The following is an 18,257-nucleotide window of genomic DNA, read 5'->3' on the forward strand; positions in this document are numbered from 1 at the left end:
CCTTTCTCACCTCGCGCCCATCCAGTAACTTCGCTTGTGCGTACGGCGTTTGCTGTCGGCGTTGCCATTGATGGTGCTGTCACGGGGGTTACGGCATGGCGGGGAATCGGCCAGGTGACTGGCATGTCCTGGATCTGGACAAGGATCCGACTCCCGGGGACCCGGACCGGGTGCGGCAGTTGGCCAAGAGTCTGCACGACTTCGCGGACGACGTTTCGGACGCTCTTCGTCTCATCAAGGGGATGGCTGATGAGGATGCTGTTCTCCGGTGGGCGGGGAAGTCGGCGAAGGCGTTCCAGGACGAGTTCTCGGGTGTGCCGAAGCAGCTGCGGAAGCTGAAGAAGTCGTACGAGATGGCGGGGGACGCGCTGGCCGACTACTGGCCGAAGCTGGAGCGCGCCCAGACGCTGGCGGACAAGGCTCTCGCCAAGGGGCGTGAGGCGCAGTCCGACCTGACCTCCGCCAAGTCCCGTCTGTCATCCGCCGATTCGTGGGTGACGAAGGCCGGCAAGGAAGCGGACAAGTACAAGGACGATCCGACCGGCAGCAAGGACACCGAGAAGCCGGACGAGGCGAAGGTGAGGGCCGCGACCCGGGACGCCCAGCACGCGAAGTCGGCGCAGACCTCGGCTCAGTCGGATGTGACGAACGCGAACAGTGCGCTGGACGCGGCGAAGAAGATGGCCGCGGACGCCCGCAGGATGCGGGAGGAGGCGGCGCGGGACGCGAAGTCGAAGATCGACGAGGCGTCGGATGCCGGTATTCACAACCGGAAGTGGTGGGAGGAGGTCGGGGACTGGTTCTCCGACAACTGGGACACCATCGTCGCGGTCTGCAAGGTCGTCGTGGCCGTGGTGGGGATCATCGCGATGATCATCGGGGGGCCGATCCTCGGCGCGATCGTGCTGGTCGCCGCCCTCGTCGTGCTCGCCGACACGCTCTACAAGTACTCCAAAGGCCGGGCCTCCCTGTGGGATGTGGGCTTCGCGGCGTTGGACTGCATCCCCATGATGAAGGGGATCACCACCCTCGGCGGGCTCGCCAAGGGGCTCAAGGGACTCAAGGCCCTCGGTAAGACCGGCCTCAAGGGCATGGCGCTGGGGGCCAAGGGGTTCGGCAGGAGCACACGCTCTCTCGGGCGGCCGATGAAGAAGCTCTTCACCTGCGGCGACCCCATCGACATGGCGACGGGCCAGATGGTGATGTCCGAGACCGACGTGGCTCTGGACGGTGTACTGCCCCTGGTGCTGGAGCGCCACCATCGCACCGGTCTGACCGGTGGCCGGTACTTCGGGCGAACCTGGACCTCCACTCTCGACCAGCGGCTGGTGCTCGACGCCACGGGCGTGCGGTTCTTCTCCGCCGACGGCATGATCCTCACCTACCCCGTGCCCGATCCGGACGTGCCCGTCCTGCCCGTGGAAGGCCCGCACTGGCCGCTGAGCTGGGACGGCGGCCGGCGAGGGACACTCACGGTGAGCCAGCCGGACACCGGCCGCACGTTGAGCTTCCGGCCGCTGCACGGCCGGCCGGCGCACGAACTGCCCCTCGCCGGGATCGGCGACCGGAACGACAACGCGATCACGATCGGGTACGACGCCGACGGCAGCCCGGTCGAGGTCGCCCACCACGGCGGCTACCGCATCGGTGTGACCTGCGAGGCAGGGCGGGTCGTGGACCTGACCCTGCTCAGCGACCCCGCGCGGCCGACCCTGATGACCTACCGCTATGACACGCACGGCCGTCTCACAGAGGTTCGCAACTCCTCGGGCCGGCCTCTGAAGCTGGCCTACGACGACCGGAACCGTCTCACCGGCTGGGAGGACCGCAACGGCGCCTGGTACCGGTACACCTATGACGACAGAGGCCGCTGTGTGGCGGTCCACGGTGTGCACGGGATCCTCGACTACACCTTCGACTACGACGATGAGAGGCACCTGACCCGCGCCGTCAGCTCCCTCGGGCACACCACCTCCTACCAGTTCAACGACGCCTATCAACTGACGGCCGAGACCGGCCCGCTGGGCCACACCGTGTTCCAGGAATGGAACAGGCGAGACCAACTGATCTCGCGAACAGACGAGTTGGGGCATGTCACTCGCATGGAGTGGGACGACCTCGGTCGCCTCACCGCAGTCCGTCTGCCCGACGGGACGGTCTCCGGAGCCCGTTACAACGACCTGGGTCTGATCGACGAACTCACGGACTACGACGGCGGGGTCGTACGGCAGGAGTGGGACGAGCGGGGCAACTGCACCTCGCTCACGGACACCGACGGGACGACCACGGCGTTCACGCGGGACCGTACCGGGGCCGTCACCTCGGTGACCGATCCCCTGGGAGCCGTCCAGCGGTTCGTCAACAACAGGGCAGGACAGGTCGTTTCGGCGGTCGATCCGCTGGGGGCGGAGACCGGATTCGCGTACGACTCCTTCGGACGGGTCACCGCCGTCGTCGACCCGCTCGGGGAGGTGACCCGCCAGGACTGGACGGTGGAGGGACACCTCGCCGCACGGACCGGCCCGGACGGCGCGATCGAGACATGGACGTACGACGATGAGGGAAACCGCCTCACGCACACCGACGCGCTGGGCCGGGTCACCCGGTTCGAGTACGGTGCCTTCGATCTGCTGACGGCGCGCACGGCACCGGACGGGACGCGGTACGCCTTCCGCCACGACAGTGAGCTGCGCCTCTGCCAGGTCGTCGACCCGCACGGACTGACCTGGGACTACACCTACGACGCGGCGGGCAGCCCGACGTCCGAGACCGACTTCGACGGTCGGACCGTCAGCTACGGCTACGACGCGGCGGGCCGACTGACCAGCAGGACCAACCCGTTGGGGCAGAGCACCACCTTCGCCTATGACGCCGTCGGCAACCAGGTGGGGAAGACCGCGGACGGCCGGACCACGGTGTTCACGCACGACCCGACCGGGCGCCTGCTGCGGGCCGCGGGCCCCGACACCACCCTCACGCTCCGCTACGACACGGCCGGGCGCATCGTCGGCGAGGCGGTGGACGGACGGGAACTCGCCACGTCGTACGACGCCGCGGGCCGGCCGGTCCGCCGCACCACACCGGCCGGTGCCACGACGACGTACACCTACGACGCCGCCGGGAACCGTACGGCGCTCAACGCCTCGGGCCACGTCCTCACCGCGTCCTACGACGCGGCGGGACGCGAGACGGCCCGTGCGTTCGGGCACGGCCTCACCCTCGGTTTCGGATGGGACACCGGGGACCGCCTCGGCTCCCAGACGCTGGAGGACTCGCGTTCCTCCCGTCTCCTGGCGCGCCGGACGTACACCTACGGCAGGGACGGGAACCTGACCGGGGTCGATGACCCGGCCGTCGGCCGCCGCACCTTCGACCTCGACGCCCTGGGTCAGGTCACCGCCGTGCGTGCCGGGGACTGGACCGAGTCGTACGCCTATGACGGGACGGGCCAGGTGACCAGCGCGGACTGGCCCGGGCACCGCACCCAGCCCGAGGCGCGCGGCGCGCGTGCCTACGCGGGCAACCGCCTCGTCCGCGCCGGTTCCGTCCACTACGAGTACGACCCCGCCGGCCGTGTGATCCTGCGGCGCCGGACCAGGCTGTCACGCAGACCGGACATCTGGCGCTACTCCTGGGACGCCGAGGACCGGCTCGTCGGCGTCACCACCCCGGACGGCACACGCTGGCGCTACCTCCACGACGCACTCGGTCGCCGGGTGGCCAAGCAGCGGCTGGCGGCGGACGAGGTCACGGTCGCCGAGGAGACCCGCTTCGTGTGGGACGGTCCGCACCTCGTCGAGGAGAGCAGCCGCGTGCCCGGCACGCACGGGCGAGCCGCCCGCGAGACGACGCTCACCTGGGAGCGCGACGACACCCGCCCCTTGACCCAGACGGAACGCACGACCGTGGCCGGCGCGCCCCAGGACGTCGTCGACGAACGGTTCTTCGCCATGGTCACGGACCTGGTCGGCACCCCGACCGAACTCGTCGACGAGACCGGCGGGATCGTCTGGCGCGGCGACACCACACTCTGGGGACTGGGGTCCTACCCGGATCCGGGTTCCCGCCCCGACCCGGGCTCCGGCGCGTCCACCCCGCTGCGCTTCCCCGGCCAGTACCACGACCCCGAAACCGGGCTGCACTACAACTGCTTCCGGACGTACGACCCGGCGTCGGCCGTCTACCTCAGCCCCGACCCCCTGGGCATGGACGCCGGGCCCAACCCGCGCCGCTACGTCGTCAACCCGCTGCTGTGGTCCGACTATCTGGGCCTGAAGCAGTGTTCCAAGATCCTTGGCGACAACATGGCCAAGGAGGGCCGCGCGGTGGGAGCCGGACAGGCGGCGGCCCACGTCGTCCCCTCCGGGTTCTCCCGCGGTGGCGGCCCGCGGATGCGGTCGCTCCTGGCGAAGTACAAGGTCGACATCAACGACGCGGCGAACGGCATCGCGCTGGGGCATCCGAGGCCGCACAACTTCACCCACAGCAACCGGTTCCTCGGCCGGCTCGACGCCCATCTGCACAACGTCGTCGCGGACCGCGTCGCCCGGGGCTTCGGGGACCGCGCGATCCGCACCGTGCTCCGGCGAGAACTGCGCAGTATCGGCCGCCAGATCGAGGGGGAACTGGCGGGCGTCACCACCGCGGTGCCGAGCACCGCCTACTGGACGGCGTGATGATGTCCTTCATGAACTCGAAGCCCCTGGCCGTGTACCGACTGATGCCGAGCATGCGGGAACTCCGCACGCTCCGTCTGGACGACTCGCTCATCGACCTCAAGCGCTGGCAGTTCCAAGGCGACCGGGTGGCGAGGCCCACCGTGTTCGCGGCGGAGTGGACGGGTGACCCGAAGGCCCGCAGGGCCGAGTTCGCGTCCGACTATCCGGGCGCTCCGATCCTCGCCGGCCGGCTCGCGGACCGGCTGCGCGGGGACCTGGAGAAGTCGGGCAGCCTGCTGCCGGTCCGCGTCGAAGGGTCTCCCGCGGACGCGTACCTCCTCCACCTCGTGGACCAGGTCGTCGACTGTGTGGACACCCGGAAGTCGTCACAGCCGAAGAAGGCGACCGGCGAGATGCAGAAGACCGTCTTCCGCCCGGACGCGCTCCCGCTCGCCCTGCCCAACTTCCGCGTGCCGCAGTTCCCCGTCGGGGTCCAGTGGAACGGCTGGGCCGCCGACCGCCTGACCGAACTCCTCGGCGACGACGTGGAGACCCGCCTGATCTGGTCGGAGGATCCGGCCGCCACACCTCATCCCAACCCTTGGGGGTTCTGAGCCCGGTCCCGGTCCCGGTCCCGGTCGTCGGGCAGGAGGCCTCGGCGTCCCCGCCACGCAGCGAGGGTCCCTCGTGTGGCTGAAAGATCACACCTCTCCCGGTCCCACCCGTAAGCACCTTGTGCAGGCCTCGTGCCCACCCGGTGACGGACCGTAGGGAATGAGCACGTCAGGGATTCGCTGCCGCACAGTCCGCAGGACAGACGGATCGGCGGCCTCAACAGGGAACCGGAGGGCTTCCGTTGCGCGTCGATAACGTCGAGTCGGGTGCGCTTCAGGGGCCTTGAAGCGCCTTGAGGGGCTTATGCGCGGCTGATACGGTGCCATGGCTTGACACTCGCTCCGGCGCCGATGTTCGGCCAGGTCGCACGGTACGTCCCGTATGGGGACACGGGGGTGAAGTGTCCTACTTGGCGCGTGAATTGACAGACACTTTCTTGGGTGTACGGGGAGCGGTTGCGTGAAGATCCAAGAGCGTACGGGGGCGGGCAACAACCGTTCCGCATCGTCGGCGCACCCGGCGATGGGAGAGCGCCTTCCCACGCCGCCTCGCGAGCGCAAACCCGCGCTGGCCGCTCTCGCCGTGCTCCTCATCCTCGTCGGCGCGCTCGGCGCCACCATGCTGGTGCTGCGTGCCGGGGACCGTGTCGAGGTCGTGAAGGTGACGAGCGACGTCCAGGCCGGCGAGTCCGTGAGCGGTCACGTGACCTCCGTACTGGTCGCGGACGATCCCTCCATCAACTACGTCCCGTGGGAGCAGGTCGAAGAGCTCAAGAAGCTCAAGGCCAAGTCCCCGATCTACAAGGGGACCGTGGTCATCGGCGAGATGTTCGCCGCAGGCTCCGCGCTTCCCGACGGCAAGGCCTCCGTGGGCGTCTCCCTCAAGGAGGGCCAGTACCCCGCGGGCATCAAGTCCGGTGACACGGTGGCCGTCTACCGCGTGGGCGACACCGGAACCAGCGGCAGCCGCTCGTCGGGTTCGTCCAACTCTGCCGGTTCCGGCTCGTCGAGCGCGGACGCCGCGCCCATCGTCGAGCAGGCGAAGGTCATTTCGGTCAAGAGCGACACGGACAGCACGATCAGCAGCACCAACCTGCCCGTCACCCTGATGGTGGACAACGGCCAGGCGGCCTCCGTCACCGCCGCGGCCTCGGCGGGCCAGGTCGCCCTCGTCATCGTTCCCGGCAACTAGAGGCGAGTGAGTAGACAGACATGGCGCTCATCGCCCTCGCCGCAGACAAGGGTTCCCCCGGAGTCACCACCGCAGCGGTGGCGCTCTCCGCGGTCTGGCCCCGCAGGGTCCTGCTCGCCGAGACCGACCCGGCCGGCGGTGACCTCGTGTACCGGAGCGCGGCGGCCCACGGCGGGCCGCTGAACCCCAACACCGGCATGCTGTCGATCGCGGCGACCGCCAGGCGCGGTCTCGTGCCCGACCAACTCTGGGACCACGTACAGCCGTTGAGCGGCGGACTCGAAGTCCTCGTCGGACTCGGTATCGCCGAGCAGGCCGCTGGTCTCGCCGGACTCTGGCCCACCCTGGGCCGGGCGTTCGCGCAGCTCGCCGACTCCCCGAACGCGCCCGCCGACGTCATCGCCGACTGCGGACGGATCAGCGGAGACACCCCGGCCCTCGAACTCTTCCCGCACGCCGCCCTGGTCCTCCTGCTCTCCCGCACCGAGCCCGAGGCCATCGCGCGCGTCCGCGACCGTGCCGCCGCCCTCTCCGCCAAGCTGCACGGCGGCCCGCGCGGCGCCGCCGGACTCGCGACCCCGTTCATCGGCGTCGTCCTCGTCGCCGACCCGGGCGACTCCGCCAAACTCGTCCACCAGGTCAACGACATGCTCGTGGCGGCCCAGACGGGTGCCCGCGTCGTGGGCACGCTCGCCGACGACCCCGCGGGCGCCGACCAGTTGGCCGGACGCAGACGCGGCCGCCTCGACAAGTCGCTGCTCATCCGCTCGGCCCGCAAGGTGACCGCGGATCTGTACCAGCAGTACGGCGCCGCCTGGTCCGTACCCGCCGACGGACCCCACGGGACGCACGGACCTCACGGCACGGCCGGGACGCACGGGCAGCCCGCTGCCGGAGCCGGCCGATGACCGCTGTCGACCACCAGTTGGTCAAGCGGTTCCGGCAGGACGCCGGTGACCGCATCTCCGAGCAGCGCCGCGAGGACCAGGTCCGCGGCGTCACCCCGATGTCCAACGAGGACGAGCGGCACTACGCCCGCGCCGTCATCGCCCAGATACTCGAGGACTACGCCCGCACCGAGATCAACCTCGGCCGGACGCCGCTGGACGCGGAGACCGAGGAGCAGTACGCGGCGGCCGTGCACGCCGCGCTCTTCGGCGTCGGCCGCCTCCAGCCGCTGCTGGACGACCCGGAGGTCGAGAACATCGACATCAACGGGTACGACCAGGTCTTCATCGGCTACGCCGACGGCCGGGAGACGAAGGGGGACTCCGTCGCCGAGACCGACGAAGAACTCATCGAGCTGATCCAGGTCCTCGGCGCCTACTCGGGTCTGTCGTCCCGGCCCTTCGACTCCGCCAACCCGCAGCTCGACCTCCGGCTGCCGGACGGCTCCCGCCTCTCCGCCGTCATGGACGTGACCCGCCGGCCGGCCTTGTCGATCCGCCGCGCGCGCATGGGCAAGGTCTTCATGTCCGACCTGGTGGGCAACGGGACGCTGACCCCCGAGGTCGCGCACTTCCTCGCCTGCGCCGTCCGGGCCCGTAAGAACATCATGATCGCGGGCGCCACCAACGCGGGCAAGACGACGCTGCTGCGCGCGCTGGCCAACGAGATCCCGCCGTACGAGCGCCTCATCACCGTCGAACGCGCCCTGGAACTCGGCCTCGACGCCTTCGCCGATCTGCACCCGAACGTGGTGGCCTTCGAGGAGCGCCTGCCCAACTCGGAGGACCAAGGCGCCATCACCATGGCCGAGTTGGTCCGCCGCTCGCTGCGTATGAACCCCTCGCGTGTCATCGTGGGCGAGGTCCTCGGCGACGAGATCGTGACGATGCTCAACGCGATGTCGCAGGGCAACGACGGCTCGCTCTCCACGATCCACGCGAACAGCTCCAGCGAGGTCTTCAACCGCATTTCCACGTACGCGCTCCAGGCGACCGAGCGACTGCCCATCGAGGCGAGCCAGATGCTCATCGCGGGCGCGGTGAACTTCGTGGTCTTCATCCAGCGGCGCAACGACTACGAGTCCGGCGGCCGCCTCCAGCGCATGGTGACCTCCGTGCGCGAGGTCAACGGCGTCGACGGACGGGTGCTGTCCAGCGAGGTGTTCGCCGAGGCCCCGGACGGCCGGATCGTCCCGCACGCGCCCATCGCCTGCCTCGACGAACTCGTCGCGCAGGGCTACCGGCTGCCCGGCAGCGGGAATTGGTGATGACGATGACCCAGCACATGACATTCGGGATGACGCCGGACCTGACGTCCGGCATGGCAGCGGGCCTGATCCCGAACACGGCATCAAGGACGACGTCCGGAATCACGTCCGGCATCACGGCCGACATGACGTCCGCCGTGGCGTCGGGGACGGCGACAGGCAGGACGTCACTCGCGGCGCTCGACTCGCTCGGCTCCATGGGCGGTCTGTTCTCGCTCCCCGTGCTGTACGCGCTCGGGTGCGGGATCGCCGTCGGCGGCGGCCTCGCGCTGTTCGCCGTCGCCGTGCGCGGGCTGCCCGCCAAGCCCGAGCACGAGAAGCAGAAGGCGAGCGAACGCGCGAGTGAACTGATCCGGTTCGCCGGACAGCGCGGCTCGATCGCCGCCATCGCCGGCCTCGTCGTGCTCCTCCTCACCCGCTGGGCGGTCGCCGGTATCGCGGCCGGCATCCTCGTCTTCTTCTGGGACAAGCTCTTCGGCGGCGCCTCGGAGGAGCGGGCCGCGATGCGCCGTGTGGAGGCGCTGGCGTCCTGGACCGAGTCGCTGCGCGACACCATCGCGGGCGCGGTCGGCCTGGAGCAGGCCATCCCCGCCTCGGCGCGCGCCTCCGCCCCCGTACTGCGCCCGCATCTCGACGCGCTGGTGGACCGGCTGCGTTCCCGGACCCCGCTGCCCGATGCCCTGCAGCAACTGGCCGACGAGATCGACGACGCGTCCGCGGACATCATCGTGGCCGCGCTGATCCTCAACGCACGGCTGCGTGGTCCCGGTCTGCGCCAAGTGCTGGGCGCGCTGGCCAAGTCGGCGCGCGAGGAGGTCGACATGCGGCAGCGGGTGATGGCCCAGCGCGCCTCGACCCGCCGCTCCGTGCAGATCGTCGTCGCGGTCTCCATCGCCTTCGTTCTCGGGCTGTCGATCTTCAATCGCGAGTTCGTCCAGCCGTACGGCACGGCGGTCGGACAGCTCGTCCTCGCCTGTGTCTGCGGCCTGTTCGGCCTGGGCTTCTGGTGGCTGCGCAAGCTGTCCACGATCGAGACGCCGGAGCGGTTCCTGGTGCGGGACGAGTCGTCCGTGCGGTTCGTTCGACCCCGTACACCGGCTCCTGGGGATGAGGCGGTACGCCGATGAACCTGACCATGCCGATCCTGATCGGCGCCGTTCTGGGCCTGGGCGTCTACGCCCTGGTCCGCGCGCTCATGCCGTCGAAGCGCAGCGCGGTCGCGCAGGTCGCCCGCATCGACGCGATGCGGGCCCGCGGCGCGGCGTACGAGTCCGCGCATCACGGGCGGCAGGACAGCGGGCGGTTCGGCAGCCTCCGTGCCCAGGTGGGCGCCCGTGTCGCCGAGCTGTATCTCCAGCAGGGCTGGGAGCAGCGCTCGCTGCGCGCCGATCTGGCGGTGCTGGACCGGAGTTGGGAGAGGTTCCTCGCGACGAAGGTGCTGCTGGCCGCCGGCGGTGTCTTCTTCGGCCCGTTCCTCTTCGCCGTCGTCTGGACGCTCGGTGTCGGCCGCAGCCCGATCATCCCGGTCTGGCTCGCGCTGCTCTTCGCGATCGTCTTCTTCTTCCTGCCGGATCTGGAGGTACGACGGGACGCGGTGGCCAAGCGGCGCGACCTGCGCCGGGTGATCGGCGCGTATCTGGACCTGGTGTCGATGAGCCTGGCCGGCGGCCGCGGCCTGCCCGAGGCGCTGATGGCCGCCGCCGAGATCTCCGACGGCTGGGCCACGCAGCGCATCCGCAACGCGCTGGCCGACGCCCGGATCACCGGCATCAGCCAGTGGCAGGCGCTCGGCTCGCTCGGTGAGGAACTCGGCGTCGAGGAGCTCAAGGATCTGTCCGCCTCCCTGGCGCTGGTCGCGGACGACGGCGCCAAGGTGCGGGAATCGCTCGCCTCGCGCGCCGAGACGATGCGCCACCGCGAACTCTCCGAGATCGAGGGCAGCGCGGGTGAGAAGTCGCAGTCGATGCTGGTCGCCCAACTGCTGCTGTGCGCGGGCTTCCTGGTCTTCCTTATCTTCCCGGCGGCGATGCGTGTGTTCCAGGTCTGATCGTCCTCGTCCGCGGGGCCCGAAGCGTCACCAGCCGACCACCACTATCCTTCGAGAGGACAACTCACCATGAACGGACGGAACTTCAGCACCGGGATCCCGGGGGTGGACTTCCTGATCACCTTCCTCCAGGGCCGGGTGCAGCGTGCCCGCTCCGGCGAACTCGACCGGGGTGCGTCCGCGGTCGAATGGGTCATCATCTCCGCCGTCGTCGTCGCGATCGTCGGCGTGGTCGCCGCGATCATCAACGCCGCGCTGAGCGACGGCGCCAACAAGGTCGGCAACTGCATCAAGGGCGCCGACGCGGGCAAGACCTGCTGAGCCGTACGGGGATGCGAGTGCGCGAACATCGAGGGCTACGTCGTTGGGTGCGCCGCAGGGTGGAGGCAGCCTCCGCCCGCGGCGACTCCGGCATGACCGCGATCGAGTTCGTGCTGCTCACTCCGGTGCTCTTCTTCATGATCTTCGCGACGGTGCAGTTCGCGCTGTACTTCTTCGCGGACCATGTGGCCCAGGCGGCGGCCCAGGCGGGCGCCCGCAAGGCCCGCGCCACCGCCGACGCGCAGCCCGGCGCGTGGCGCGGCGAGGCGGGTGACGTCGTCGACAGCTACATCCGCCAGCTCGGCCCGAAGCTGGTGCTGTCGCCCGACGTGACGATGCTCCAGCCGGAGCAGAACACCGTGGGCGTCGAGATCACAGCGCGGGTTCCCGCGGTGTTCCCGGGTCTGGACCTGACGGTGCACGCGCGGTCGGCGGGCCCGGTGGAGCGGTTCGTGAAGGAGGGGAACTGATGCGATCCAAGGCCCTGTTCACCGTCCTGCGGCACCGCGTGTCCGTGTCCGGCCCTCGGCGCGACCGGGGGCTGTCCACGATCGAGGTGGTGATCCTCGCCCCGGTGATGATTCTCTTCATTCTGGTACTCGTGGCCTTCGGGCAACTGGTCAACGGGCGTGGCGCGTTGGACGGTGCCGCTCGGGACGCGGCACGGGCCGGCTCGATCCAGAAGGACCACGGGACCGCCATGGCCGAGGCCAGGAAGGCGGCCGAGGCCGACCTCGGAGACATCTGCTCGGGCCCGGTGGCCGTGACGCAGACCAGCGCGGGCTTCGCACCGGACACCCTCTTCACCGTCGAGGTGAGCTGTGAGGTGCGCGGGCTCGCGATGATCGGCCTCGACGTGCCCACCACCCTGCAGGCCAGCTTCAGCTCGCCGCTCGACCCGTTCCGGAGGACGGCATGACGCCGCGTTCCGCTGTAGGCGGCTGGGTCGCGGCACGCCGCGCACGCCTGGACGACCGGGGCTCGGGCGCGGGCGCGGTCATCATCTTCGCGCTCGTCTTCCTGTCGCTCTCGGCCTTCGTCATCGACGGCGGCCTGTCCATCTCCAAGCGGGAACGCGCCGCAGACATCGCCGAACAGGCGGCCCGCTACGCCGCCCAGGACATAGACCTCGAGTCCCTCTACGAGAACCAGAACGGCCCGGCGCCCATCAACTTCCAGGACTGCGACGCCCGCGTGAAGGCGTTCGCCCGCGAGATGGGCATGTCCGGCGCCGACATCGCCGCCACCCACTGCGTGACGGCCGACGCCGAACAGGTTCAGGTCGAGGTCCGGTTGACCTATTCGCCGGTCTTCACCGGCATGTTCTACGGCGGCGACGTGGTCGTCCACGGCAGCGCGGTGGCGGAGAACGAGGTGGGCTGAGACGGGCGCCGGGCGGCTGATCGACCTCGTATCCTCCTCAGGTCGCCCGCCCTCACCCGGACATCGCTCAATCCACGGCGATCCCGAGATCCCGCGCCAGGATCTCCAGCAGCCGTGTCTCGGGCACGGCCGGAACCCGGTACCGGGCCTTCCTGACGTGCGTGAGGAAATCCCGGGGCAGGCAGACGTGGTACGTGCCGAGGTAGTACAGCAGATCCTGGCGCCACAGCCAGGTTCCGTCCGTGTAGAGCGAACCGACGCCGGACAGGACGGGAGCGTCCGGGTCCAGGACATCGGGCCCCGCGCTCATCTCGCTCCAGATTCCCGCACCATTTCTGAGATAGGCGATGATTTTCGCCTCGTCCGGTTCTCCCGTCGCCTTCACGGAGTCCCGCATGGGCCCGTCCAGAGGGAGTCCCCACCCCGGGGCCAGTTCGGAAAAGAACCCTGCGGGGCGAACTGTCTGAGCCGTTCGGGCGTTGTCCTGCCCTCGGGGCTGATCTCGGTGCGATCCGTCCGGGGCCGGCAGCCGGTCCAGGGGGTCCTCGGATCGCGTGGGGGGATCGGCGTCCGTCGTGAGGGACACAGGCAGCTCCAGTTACTGCTGGTGGTCAGCTCTTGGGAGCCGTGGCGGCGGAGAATGAGAGGTCGCGAACGCCCGCAGGCTACTTCGGCCCGCCCTGGCCCCCCTTGCCGTCCTCCTGCTTCACGCCGTCCTGTACTTGCTTGGCCAGATCGTCGTCGAGCTTCTTGAACTCGCGGACGACGGCGTCGGACATCTTCGCGAGGGCGTCGAGGGCCTGGCCGATGTCCTCGCGGCCGTCCTCCCAGCCGGACTCGAAGTCGTCCAGGGCGTCGTAGACGGTGTGGTCGCCGAGGTCGTCCTGGTAGGACTCGAAGAGCTTCTTGGTGTGGTTCAGCCGGGTCTTGATGTCCCGCAGCCGGCCGCCGTAGTCCTCCAGCTCGCTCAGCGGGAGCGCGAGGTCGCTCTTGCCGCCACCGCTCATGTCGGGTCCCCCTCCTGGAGTCCTGAAGTCCCGGTCAGACGAACCGGAAGGTGCCGGTCACCGCGTCGAAGATGTCGTGGAACGCCTCGGCCAGGTCAAGCACCGGGCTGGCCCCGGAGACGAGAACGACCTGGTCGGTGGTTCCCGGGACCGGGATGTACGTCTGGGTCAGCACCATACGAAGGGTACGGGTGTCGCCCTGCGCGACGGGTATGTCCTCGACGCCGAACGTCCGCGCGGCAACGCCGACTTGAGGGATGTCGACGGTAGTGACCGTGCGCCAGGCGTCACCCTCACGGCGGGCCGTGACGGTCCGCAGGCTCTCCGCGATCGCACGCGGGTCGGTCGACAGGGCCACGCCCCGCTTGTTCTGGGAACCCAGCACCGACACGGTGAGGGTCGCGGTCAGCGGAACGCCGTCGAAGTTCTCGGCCATGCAGCCCATGTAAACGGCCCCCGAGTCGTACGCGTCCTTAGCCATCTTGCGCAGCACGGCCGCCAGATCGCCTCGGTAATCGGCGAGTTCGGGAACCTCACGGATCCGCTCGTCGACGAGGCCGCGGACGGTCGCGTCCCGGCCCTCCGGGCGGATGTCGAACTCCCACCAGGAGTCCGGGACGGACAGGGAGAACCCCGAGGACAGGCCCGGGCTCTCCGGGGAGGCGGAGCTTGCGGTCAAGGGCGGATGCCTTCTTTCAGATAGCCCGGTGCGATCCGTCCGGGGCCGGCAGCCAGTCCAGCAGATCCTCGGACCGGGCGGGAGGATCGGCGTCGGTGGTGAGGGACACAGGCAGCCCCGGTCGGGCCGCGCACGCCAGTACGTGAGAGGAGAGGACGGCCCGGGACCCGCTCCGGACGTGACCGCTCAGGTCCAGCTGCACGGAGTCTCCCCGGCGGCGGATGTTCTGGATCTTTCCCGGAGCGGGGGAAATGAGCGCGACCAGTTCGTCGACGAGCCCGTCGAATCCCTGCTCCGGCGCACCGGACACCTGGAGTGCCCAGCATCCCTCGCCGGGACGGAACGACGCATCGCGCGTCGCCTCCCCGGAGAACGTGGGAGTGATGCCCGACTCGGCGGTGATGTCCTGCGGTTCCAGCTTCCGCCCGGTGATGAGCAGGGCGGCTCGGGGGGTGCCCCATGAACGTCGAAGGGAGCGAGATGGTCCGGGCCACGAGATCGGCATCCAGATTCTGCTTGCGGACGACCAGCGTCACCGCGGTCTCGGCCCACGGGCCTTCCTTGTACGTGTACTCGATCACGCGTCCTCTTCGTCGAAGGTGACGGGGGCGTACGTCTTCGCGTGGGCGGCGAGGAAAGCGATGGCTTCCTCGGGCAGGGAAAGGGGCGCCGCGGCCACGTAGTCGAGGAGCCTCTTCGGCGCGTAGTAGTCGACGAAGCGGTATTCCACTCGGGCCAGCTCGGCCGCGTCGGCGTACCTGTGCGCCACTCCGAGGGAATCCAGCAGCTCGGAAAGGCCGTACGCGCCGACATCGTCCCCGAGATCGACGGGAAGCCGATAACGGGTCACGTCCGAGGAAGAGACCGGAAGTGCGCCCGAGCCGATGGCCTGGAGCTGGGGGAGGCCGAAGCCGAACCATGGACCGGTCTTCTTCACGAGCATCCAGCGATCGGACATCCGGCTCTGGAAAATGTCGCACTCGTCTCCCGAGAAGACAGGGCGCATGCTCAGGCCCATCCTTGTCAACGGCGGGTGCGACGCTTCCAGACCGGGGATCTCTTCGTGCCCGGCCTGAACGAGGTGGACGAATTCCGCGTGGAACTCGCCGCGTCTGTCCGATTGCTCAAGGCATGAGAAGTGGAGATTGCCGTCGAGGAAGGACGGGGAATCGGACCAGGGATCCCGAACCAGGCGGTATCCGGTGATCTCTCCACACTGGCCGTCGATCGGGGGAGCCGCTTCGCCGCAGATCTGGCAACGGTTGATGTCGGGCATGGTTCTCCTGCTGGTCAGGTCTCGGGAGCCTGCTTCACCGAGTGCTTGGACTATATGCCGGGCACAGGAACTAGCCCGCCCCGGTCACCGATGGGTCCGCCAGGGGGATAGGTTCCTTGAGGCAGCTCCAACACCCCGTTGTTGTCGAAGAATCTCAGATTTCCGTCCCGGCTGATCACGACTTCCATGTGGGGACTCATTTTGTTGTCCAGGTCGCGGGTCATGCTGTTCCTGGTGTTGCGTGCGGCTTCCAACTCGTCCGGAGGCCCGGGTATTCGGTCCTCGGGGTGCGTGTGGGCGATGAACTTGTAGCCGTCGTCGGCCAGTTCATCGGGAATCCTGGTGGTTAGTTCCGTCCCTTGGAACAGTCGCAGTTCACCGGCCGGATTCTGGATTACGGCATGCTCGACACCGTGGAACTTCTGGAGTTCGGCCATGTGCGAGACATTCACCTCGTTGGGGCTGATGCGCACGGGGCCGCGTGTCAGCGCTTTGGCGAGCCGGCGTGCCTTGGGGGACAGCTCGCGGTACGGAATGGTCCCCCCGAAGAGGCGCGTGGATCCCTTGAACGGGCGGTAGATACCCCGGAGGGCCTCGCCCGATCTGAGGTTCCGGGCTGTCTTCAGCAGCCCCCCGCCGATGCCCTTCATGAAGGCGCCGCCCAAGGCGCGCAGACCGCCCAGTTTCCAGAGCTTGCCCATCTTGGCGAGGCTCGTGAAGCCCTTGGTGGCGGGGATGCAGTCGAGGACCGCGAAGATCAGATCGCCCCAGCCGGCTTGGCCGTTGAGCATCTTTCTTATCGTGTCCGCGAGGACGACGAGGGCTGCCGCGAAGACCAGCCAGCCCAGCGGGCCGCCCACGATCATCACGATGACCCCGACGATCGTCACGACCCATTTGCACACCGTGACGATCTCGTCCCAGTGGTCGGAGACCCAGTCGACGGGCTCCTCCCACCAGTGGCGGTTGTGGATGCCGGCGTCGGACGCCTCGTGCAGCTTCTTCACCGTGCGCCGGGCGGCGTCCTCGCGCAGTCCCTTCGCGTGGGCGGCGAGCTTCTTCGCCGCGTCCAGCAGTCCCTGGGCGTCGTCGACGTCCTTCTGTGCGGCGGTCTGCCGCTCCTTGGCGTGCTGGGCGTCACGCGTCGCGCGCCGGACATCGGCCTCGTCCGGCGGGGGCACGTTCTTGCCCCGGTGCTTGTCCGGGTCGTAGGAGTCGGCCTTCGCGGTGGCCGTGTGCACCCAGTCGTCGGCGCCCGAGAGCGCGGTTCTGGCCGTGGACAGATCCTGGCGGGCCCTGCGGCCGTCGCGCAGCGCCTTGTCCGCCTTCTGCTGGGCGTCGTCCAGGTCCGGCCAGTACGAGGCGAGCGCGTCGCCCGCGACGTCGTAGGACTTCTTGAGCTTCTTGAGCTGGCCTGGGACGTCCTCGAACTCCGACGCGAAGGCGTCCGCCGTCTTGCCCGCCGACTTCAGGACCGCGTCGTCGTTCGCCAGCCCCTTGACGTCCCGCAGGATGTCCGCGACGTCGTCGGCGAAGTCGTGCAGCGAGCCCGCGAGTTTGCGTACGCGCTGCGGGTCGCCCGGAGTCGGGTCGTGATCCAGGTCGAGTATGTGCCAGTCGGCCGGCCTGTTCGACACGTGTTCCCCCGTAACACCTGCAACCTCTGCATCAGAACGTACGTGTGAACGTAGCGCGTTGATCGTTGCTGGTGGAACGCCGAACGAGGCTTCGTCGAAGGGTTGTTACGTCCGGGGCGGGGTGACCGCTCCGGTGCGTATGGCCTCGAGGAGGTGGTCGAGGGAGGCCGGGGTGGTGGAGAGGACGGTGACGGGGTCGTCGGACTCGCGGAGGTGGAGGGTGGCGGGGGCGGAGGCGAGCTCGACGCAGGCGTTGCCTTCGCCGCCGCCGGAGAAGGAGGACTTCTGCCAACTGCGCGGGGTCGTCATGGGCGCCTCACAGTTCCTTCGTCAGTCTGTGGATGAAGTCACGCGACCTTGCGGGTTCGAGTGACACATCCTCCACGCTACGGAAGAGCGTTCGAAACCCGCCGAGTTGAGCTTCGGAATCCACGAAGGCCGAGGCGTGCGGTGCGTCACGCACGACGGTGTCCAGTTGAGGGACGGACGAGGACAAGCGCGGCAGCTGGGCGTACTACCTGGCGTATCTCTACGCGAAGTACCGCTGTGAGCCGGTGCTCATCGTCATCACCCCGAGCAGCGCCACCGCGCGCTGGGCGGCCCGTCCCATCCGGCTCGGACTGCCAGGGTGGCATTCGCTGACCGTACGGCCGCTCGTGCTGGGACCGGACAACGTTCCGGTGATCGCGGACGAACGGGAGGCCGAGCGGGATGTACCCCTCGCGGTTCTCTCGGCCATGACACATGGCAAGGGGCCGCAGGCTGCCGCCATACTGGAATCCCTGGCTACCGCCCTGCGGACCGTCGATTCCGAAAGCGCGGCGGTCTTCGTGCAGTTCGTCGACTCGTGCCTGGTCGATCCCCGGGCGAAGCAGATCTGGAGGGACCTGATGGCGACGATCAACTACTTCTTCCGGCACCCGGTGGCCGAGCAGGTGCGGGAGGAGGGCCGAGAGGAAGGCCGGGAGGAAGGCCGCGCCGAGTCTCACGTCGAGATGACGCTGCGCATTCTCGAGTGGCGCGGCATCCCGGTCTCGGACGCGGTCCGTGAACGCGTCCGAGCGAGCACCGACCTGGAGCAGCTCGAAACCTGGGCGAGGCGTGCGGTGAACGCGAGGACGGCGGAGGATCTGTTCGCCGACGACCGGCCCTGAGGTGCCCGTCGGGGAGAGGTGCGGACCCGAGGCGTTCCGGCCGGATGTTTTGGGCGCTGGTGTCTGTGCGCTCT

At 69.1% G+C, this 18,257-nt stretch carries 18 protein-coding genes and 2 pseudogenes; 12 read left to right on the forward strand and 8 right to left on the reverse strand.

Annotated features, from left to right (window positions below; translation table 11 throughout):
- The first annotated feature begins 95 nt into the window (after window positions 1-95).
- The 11 genes from ACIQRL_RS34130 to ACIQRL_RS34180 all read left to right on the forward strand — a co-directional run bounded on the left by ACIQRL_RS34130 (window position 96) and on the right by ACIQRL_RS34180 (window position 12,430).
- On the forward strand, window positions 96-4,676 hold the full coding sequence (locus ACIQRL_RS34130; protein ID WP_401338855.1) for a DUF6531 domain-containing protein: 4,581 nt from the start codon (window positions 96-98) through the stop codon (window positions 4,674-4,676).
- 11 nt (window positions 4,677-4,687) lie between these two features.
- On the forward strand, window positions 4,688-5,272 hold the full coding sequence (locus ACIQRL_RS34135) for a hypothetical protein (RefSeq protein WP_401338856.1): 585 nt from the start codon (window positions 4,688-4,690) through the stop codon (window positions 5,270-5,272).
- A 460-nt stretch (window positions 5,273-5,732) separates the two neighbouring features.
- Window positions 5,733-6,464: an RcpC/CpaB family pilus assembly protein gene (locus tag ACIQRL_RS34140; protein ID WP_401338858.1), complete on the forward strand. Its 732-nt coding sequence runs from the start codon at window positions 5,733-5,735 to the stop codon at window positions 6,462-6,464.
- Between the two features lie 20 nt (window positions 6,465-6,484).
- Entirely contained in the window at window positions 6,485-7,372 is an 888-nt protein-coding gene (locus ACIQRL_RS34145; protein WP_401338860.1) for a hypothetical protein, read from the forward strand.
- Window positions 7,369-8,679 carry a CpaF family protein gene (locus ACIQRL_RS34150; RefSeq protein WP_401338862.1) on the forward strand — a complete coding sequence of 437 codons (1,311 nt, stop codon included), beginning with the start codon at window positions 7,369-7,371 and terminating at the stop codon, window positions 8,677-8,679. The genes ACIQRL_RS34145 and ACIQRL_RS34150 overlap by 4 nt, the downstream gene beginning before the upstream one ends.
- A gap of 197 nt (window positions 8,680-8,876) precedes the next feature.
- The gene (locus ACIQRL_RS34155) at window positions 8,877-9,806 is read left to right on the forward strand and encodes a type II secretion system F family protein (RefSeq protein WP_401339034.1); all 930 of its coding nucleotides are present in this window, start codon (window positions 8,877-8,879) and stop codon (window positions 9,804-9,806) included.
- On the forward strand, window positions 9,803-10,726 hold the full coding sequence (locus ACIQRL_RS34160; RefSeq protein WP_401338864.1) for a type II secretion system F family protein: 924 nt from the start codon (window positions 9,803-9,805) through the stop codon (window positions 10,724-10,726). Before ACIQRL_RS34155 ends, ACIQRL_RS34160 begins: the two co-directional genes overlap by 4 nt.
- A gap of 69 nt (window positions 10,727-10,795) precedes the next feature.
- A complete protein-coding gene (locus ACIQRL_RS34165) occupies window positions 10,796-11,047 on the forward strand; it encodes a hypothetical protein (protein ID WP_037627216.1) in 252 nt (83 codons plus the stop codon).
- An 11-nt stretch (window positions 11,048-11,058) separates the two neighbouring features.
- Window positions 11,059-11,517 (forward strand): TadE family protein, encoded by a 459-nt coding sequence (locus ACIQRL_RS34170; RefSeq protein ID WP_401338866.1) that lies wholly within the window; start codon window positions 11,059-11,061, stop codon window positions 11,515-11,517.
- Entirely contained in the window at window positions 11,517-11,966 is a 450-nt protein-coding gene (locus ACIQRL_RS34175; RefSeq protein WP_401338868.1) for a TadE/TadG family type IV pilus assembly protein, read from the forward strand. The genes ACIQRL_RS34170 and ACIQRL_RS34175 overlap by 1 nt, the downstream gene beginning before the upstream one ends.
- A complete protein-coding gene (locus ACIQRL_RS34180) occupies window positions 11,963-12,430 on the forward strand; it encodes a TadE/TadG family type IV pilus assembly protein (RefSeq protein WP_401338870.1) in 468 nt (155 codons plus the stop codon). The genes ACIQRL_RS34175 and ACIQRL_RS34180 overlap by 4 nt, the downstream gene beginning before the upstream one ends.
- 67 nt (window positions 12,431-12,497) lie before the next feature.
- On the opposite strand, the gene ACIQRL_RS34185 is transcribed toward ACIQRL_RS34180, so the two are convergent.
- The 8 genes and pseudogenes from ACIQRL_RS34185 to ACIQRL_RS34220 form a co-directional block, all read right to left on the reverse strand.
- The gene (locus ACIQRL_RS34185) at window positions 12,498-12,827 is read right to left on the reverse strand and encodes a hypothetical protein (RefSeq protein WP_401338872.1); all 330 of its coding nucleotides are present in this window, start codon (window positions 12,825-12,827) and stop codon (window positions 12,498-12,500) included.
- A 268-nt stretch (window positions 12,828-13,095) separates the two neighbouring features.
- On the reverse strand, window positions 13,096-13,437 hold the full coding sequence (locus tag ACIQRL_RS34190) for a hypothetical protein (RefSeq protein WP_401338874.1): 342 nt from the start codon (window positions 13,435-13,437) through the stop codon (window positions 13,096-13,098).
- Window positions 13,438-13,471: 34 nt separating this feature from the next.
- Window positions 13,472-14,116, reverse strand: coding sequence for a hypothetical protein (locus tag ACIQRL_RS34195; RefSeq protein WP_401338875.1), 645 nt, complete (start codon window positions 14,114-14,116; stop codon window positions 13,472-13,474).
- A gap of 16 nt (window positions 14,117-14,132) precedes the next feature.
- Complete coding sequence (locus ACIQRL_RS34200) at window positions 14,133-14,621, reverse strand: hypothetical protein (RefSeq protein WP_401338877.1); 489 nt, start codon at window positions 14,619-14,621, stop codon at window positions 14,133-14,135.
- Between the two features lie 72 nt (window positions 14,622-14,693).
- The gene (locus tag ACIQRL_RS34205; protein WP_401338879.1) at window positions 14,694-15,392 is read right to left on the reverse strand and encodes a hypothetical protein; all 699 of its coding nucleotides are present in this window, start codon (window positions 15,390-15,392) and stop codon (window positions 14,694-14,696) included.
- A 50-nt stretch (window positions 15,393-15,442) separates the two neighbouring features.
- Complete coding sequence (locus ACIQRL_RS34210) at window positions 15,443-17,029, reverse strand: WXG100 family type VII secretion target (RefSeq protein WP_401338881.1); 1,587 nt, start codon at window positions 17,027-17,029, stop codon at window positions 15,443-15,445.
- A 105-nt stretch (window positions 17,030-17,134) separates the two neighbouring features.
- Entirely contained in the window at window positions 17,135-17,338 is a 204-nt protein-coding gene (locus ACIQRL_RS34215; protein WP_401338882.1) for a DUF397 domain-containing protein, read from the reverse strand.
- A gap of 7 nt (window positions 17,339-17,345) precedes the next feature.
- Window positions 17,346-17,516, reverse strand: a pseudogene (locus ACIQRL_RS34220) (Scr1 family TA system antitoxin-like transcriptional regulator); the annotation flags it as partial.
- Between ACIQRL_RS34220 and ACIQRL_RS34225 the strand changes: the two are divergent.
- Window positions 17,515-18,183: pseudogene (locus ACIQRL_RS34225) on the forward strand (hypothetical protein); the annotation flags it as partial. The pseudogenes ACIQRL_RS34220 and ACIQRL_RS34225 overlap by 2 nt on opposite strands.
- Window positions 18,184-18,257 lie beyond the last annotated feature (74 nt).

This window comes from Streptomyces sp. NPDC091209 (assembly GCF_044757755.1).
GTDB lineage: Bacteria > Actinomycetota > Actinomycetes > Streptomycetales > Streptomycetaceae > Streptomyces.

Bases quoted from the DNA above. Each gene is read 5' to 3' on its own strand.
- ACIQRL_RS34130 (WP_401338855.1), top strand. From the start codon at position 96: ATGGCGGGGAATCGGCCAGGTGACTGGCATGTCCTGGATCTGGACAAG.
- ACIQRL_RS34135 (WP_401338856.1), top strand. From the start codon at position 4,688: ATGAACTCGAAGCCCCTGGCCGTGTACCGACTGATGCCGAGCATGCGG.
- ACIQRL_RS34145 (WP_401338860.1), top strand. From the start codon at position 6,485: ATGGCGCTCATCGCCCTCGCCGCAGACAAGGGTTCCCCCGGAGTCACC.
- ACIQRL_RS34150 (WP_401338862.1), top strand. From the start codon at position 7,369: ATGACCGCTGTCGACCACCAGTTGGTCAAGCGGTTCCGGCAGGACGCC.
- ACIQRL_RS34155 (WP_401339034.1), top strand. From the start codon at position 8,877: ATGGGCGGTCTGTTCTCGCTCCCCGTGCTGTACGCGCTCGGGTGCGGG.
- ACIQRL_RS34160 (WP_401338864.1), top strand. From the start codon at position 9,803: ATGAACCTGACCATGCCGATCCTGATCGGCGCCGTTCTGGGCCTGGGC.
- ACIQRL_RS34165 (WP_037627216.1), top strand. From the start codon at position 10,796: ATGAACGGACGGAACTTCAGCACCGGGATCCCGGGGGTGGACTTCCTG.
- ACIQRL_RS34170 (WP_401338866.1), top strand. From the start codon at position 11,059: ATGCGAGTGCGCGAACATCGAGGGCTACGTCGTTGGGTGCGCCGCAGG.
- ACIQRL_RS34175 (WP_401338868.1), top strand. From the start codon at position 11,517: ATGCGATCCAAGGCCCTGTTCACCGTCCTGCGGCACCGCGTGTCCGTG.
- ACIQRL_RS34180 (WP_401338870.1), top strand. From the start codon at position 11,963: ATGACGCCGCGTTCCGCTGTAGGCGGCTGGGTCGCGGCACGCCGCGCA.
- ACIQRL_RS34185 (WP_401338872.1), bottom strand. From the start codon at position 12,827: ATGCGGGACTCCGTGAAGGCGACGGGAGAACCGGACGAGGCGAAAATC.
- ACIQRL_RS34190 (WP_401338874.1), bottom strand. From the start codon at position 13,437: ATGAGCGGTGGCGGCAAGAGCGACCTCGCGCTCCCGCTGAGCGAGCTG.
- ACIQRL_RS34200 (WP_401338877.1), bottom strand. From the start codon at position 14,621: ATGCCGATCTCGTGGCCCGGACCATCTCGCTCCCTTCGACGTTCATGG.
- ACIQRL_RS34205 (WP_401338879.1), bottom strand. From the start codon at position 15,392: ATGCCCGACATCAACCGTTGCCAGATCTGCGGCGAAGCGGCTCCCCCG.
- ACIQRL_RS34215 (WP_401338882.1), bottom strand. From the start codon at position 17,338: ATGACGACCCCGCGCAGTTGGCAGAAGTCCTCCTTCTCCGGCGGCGGC.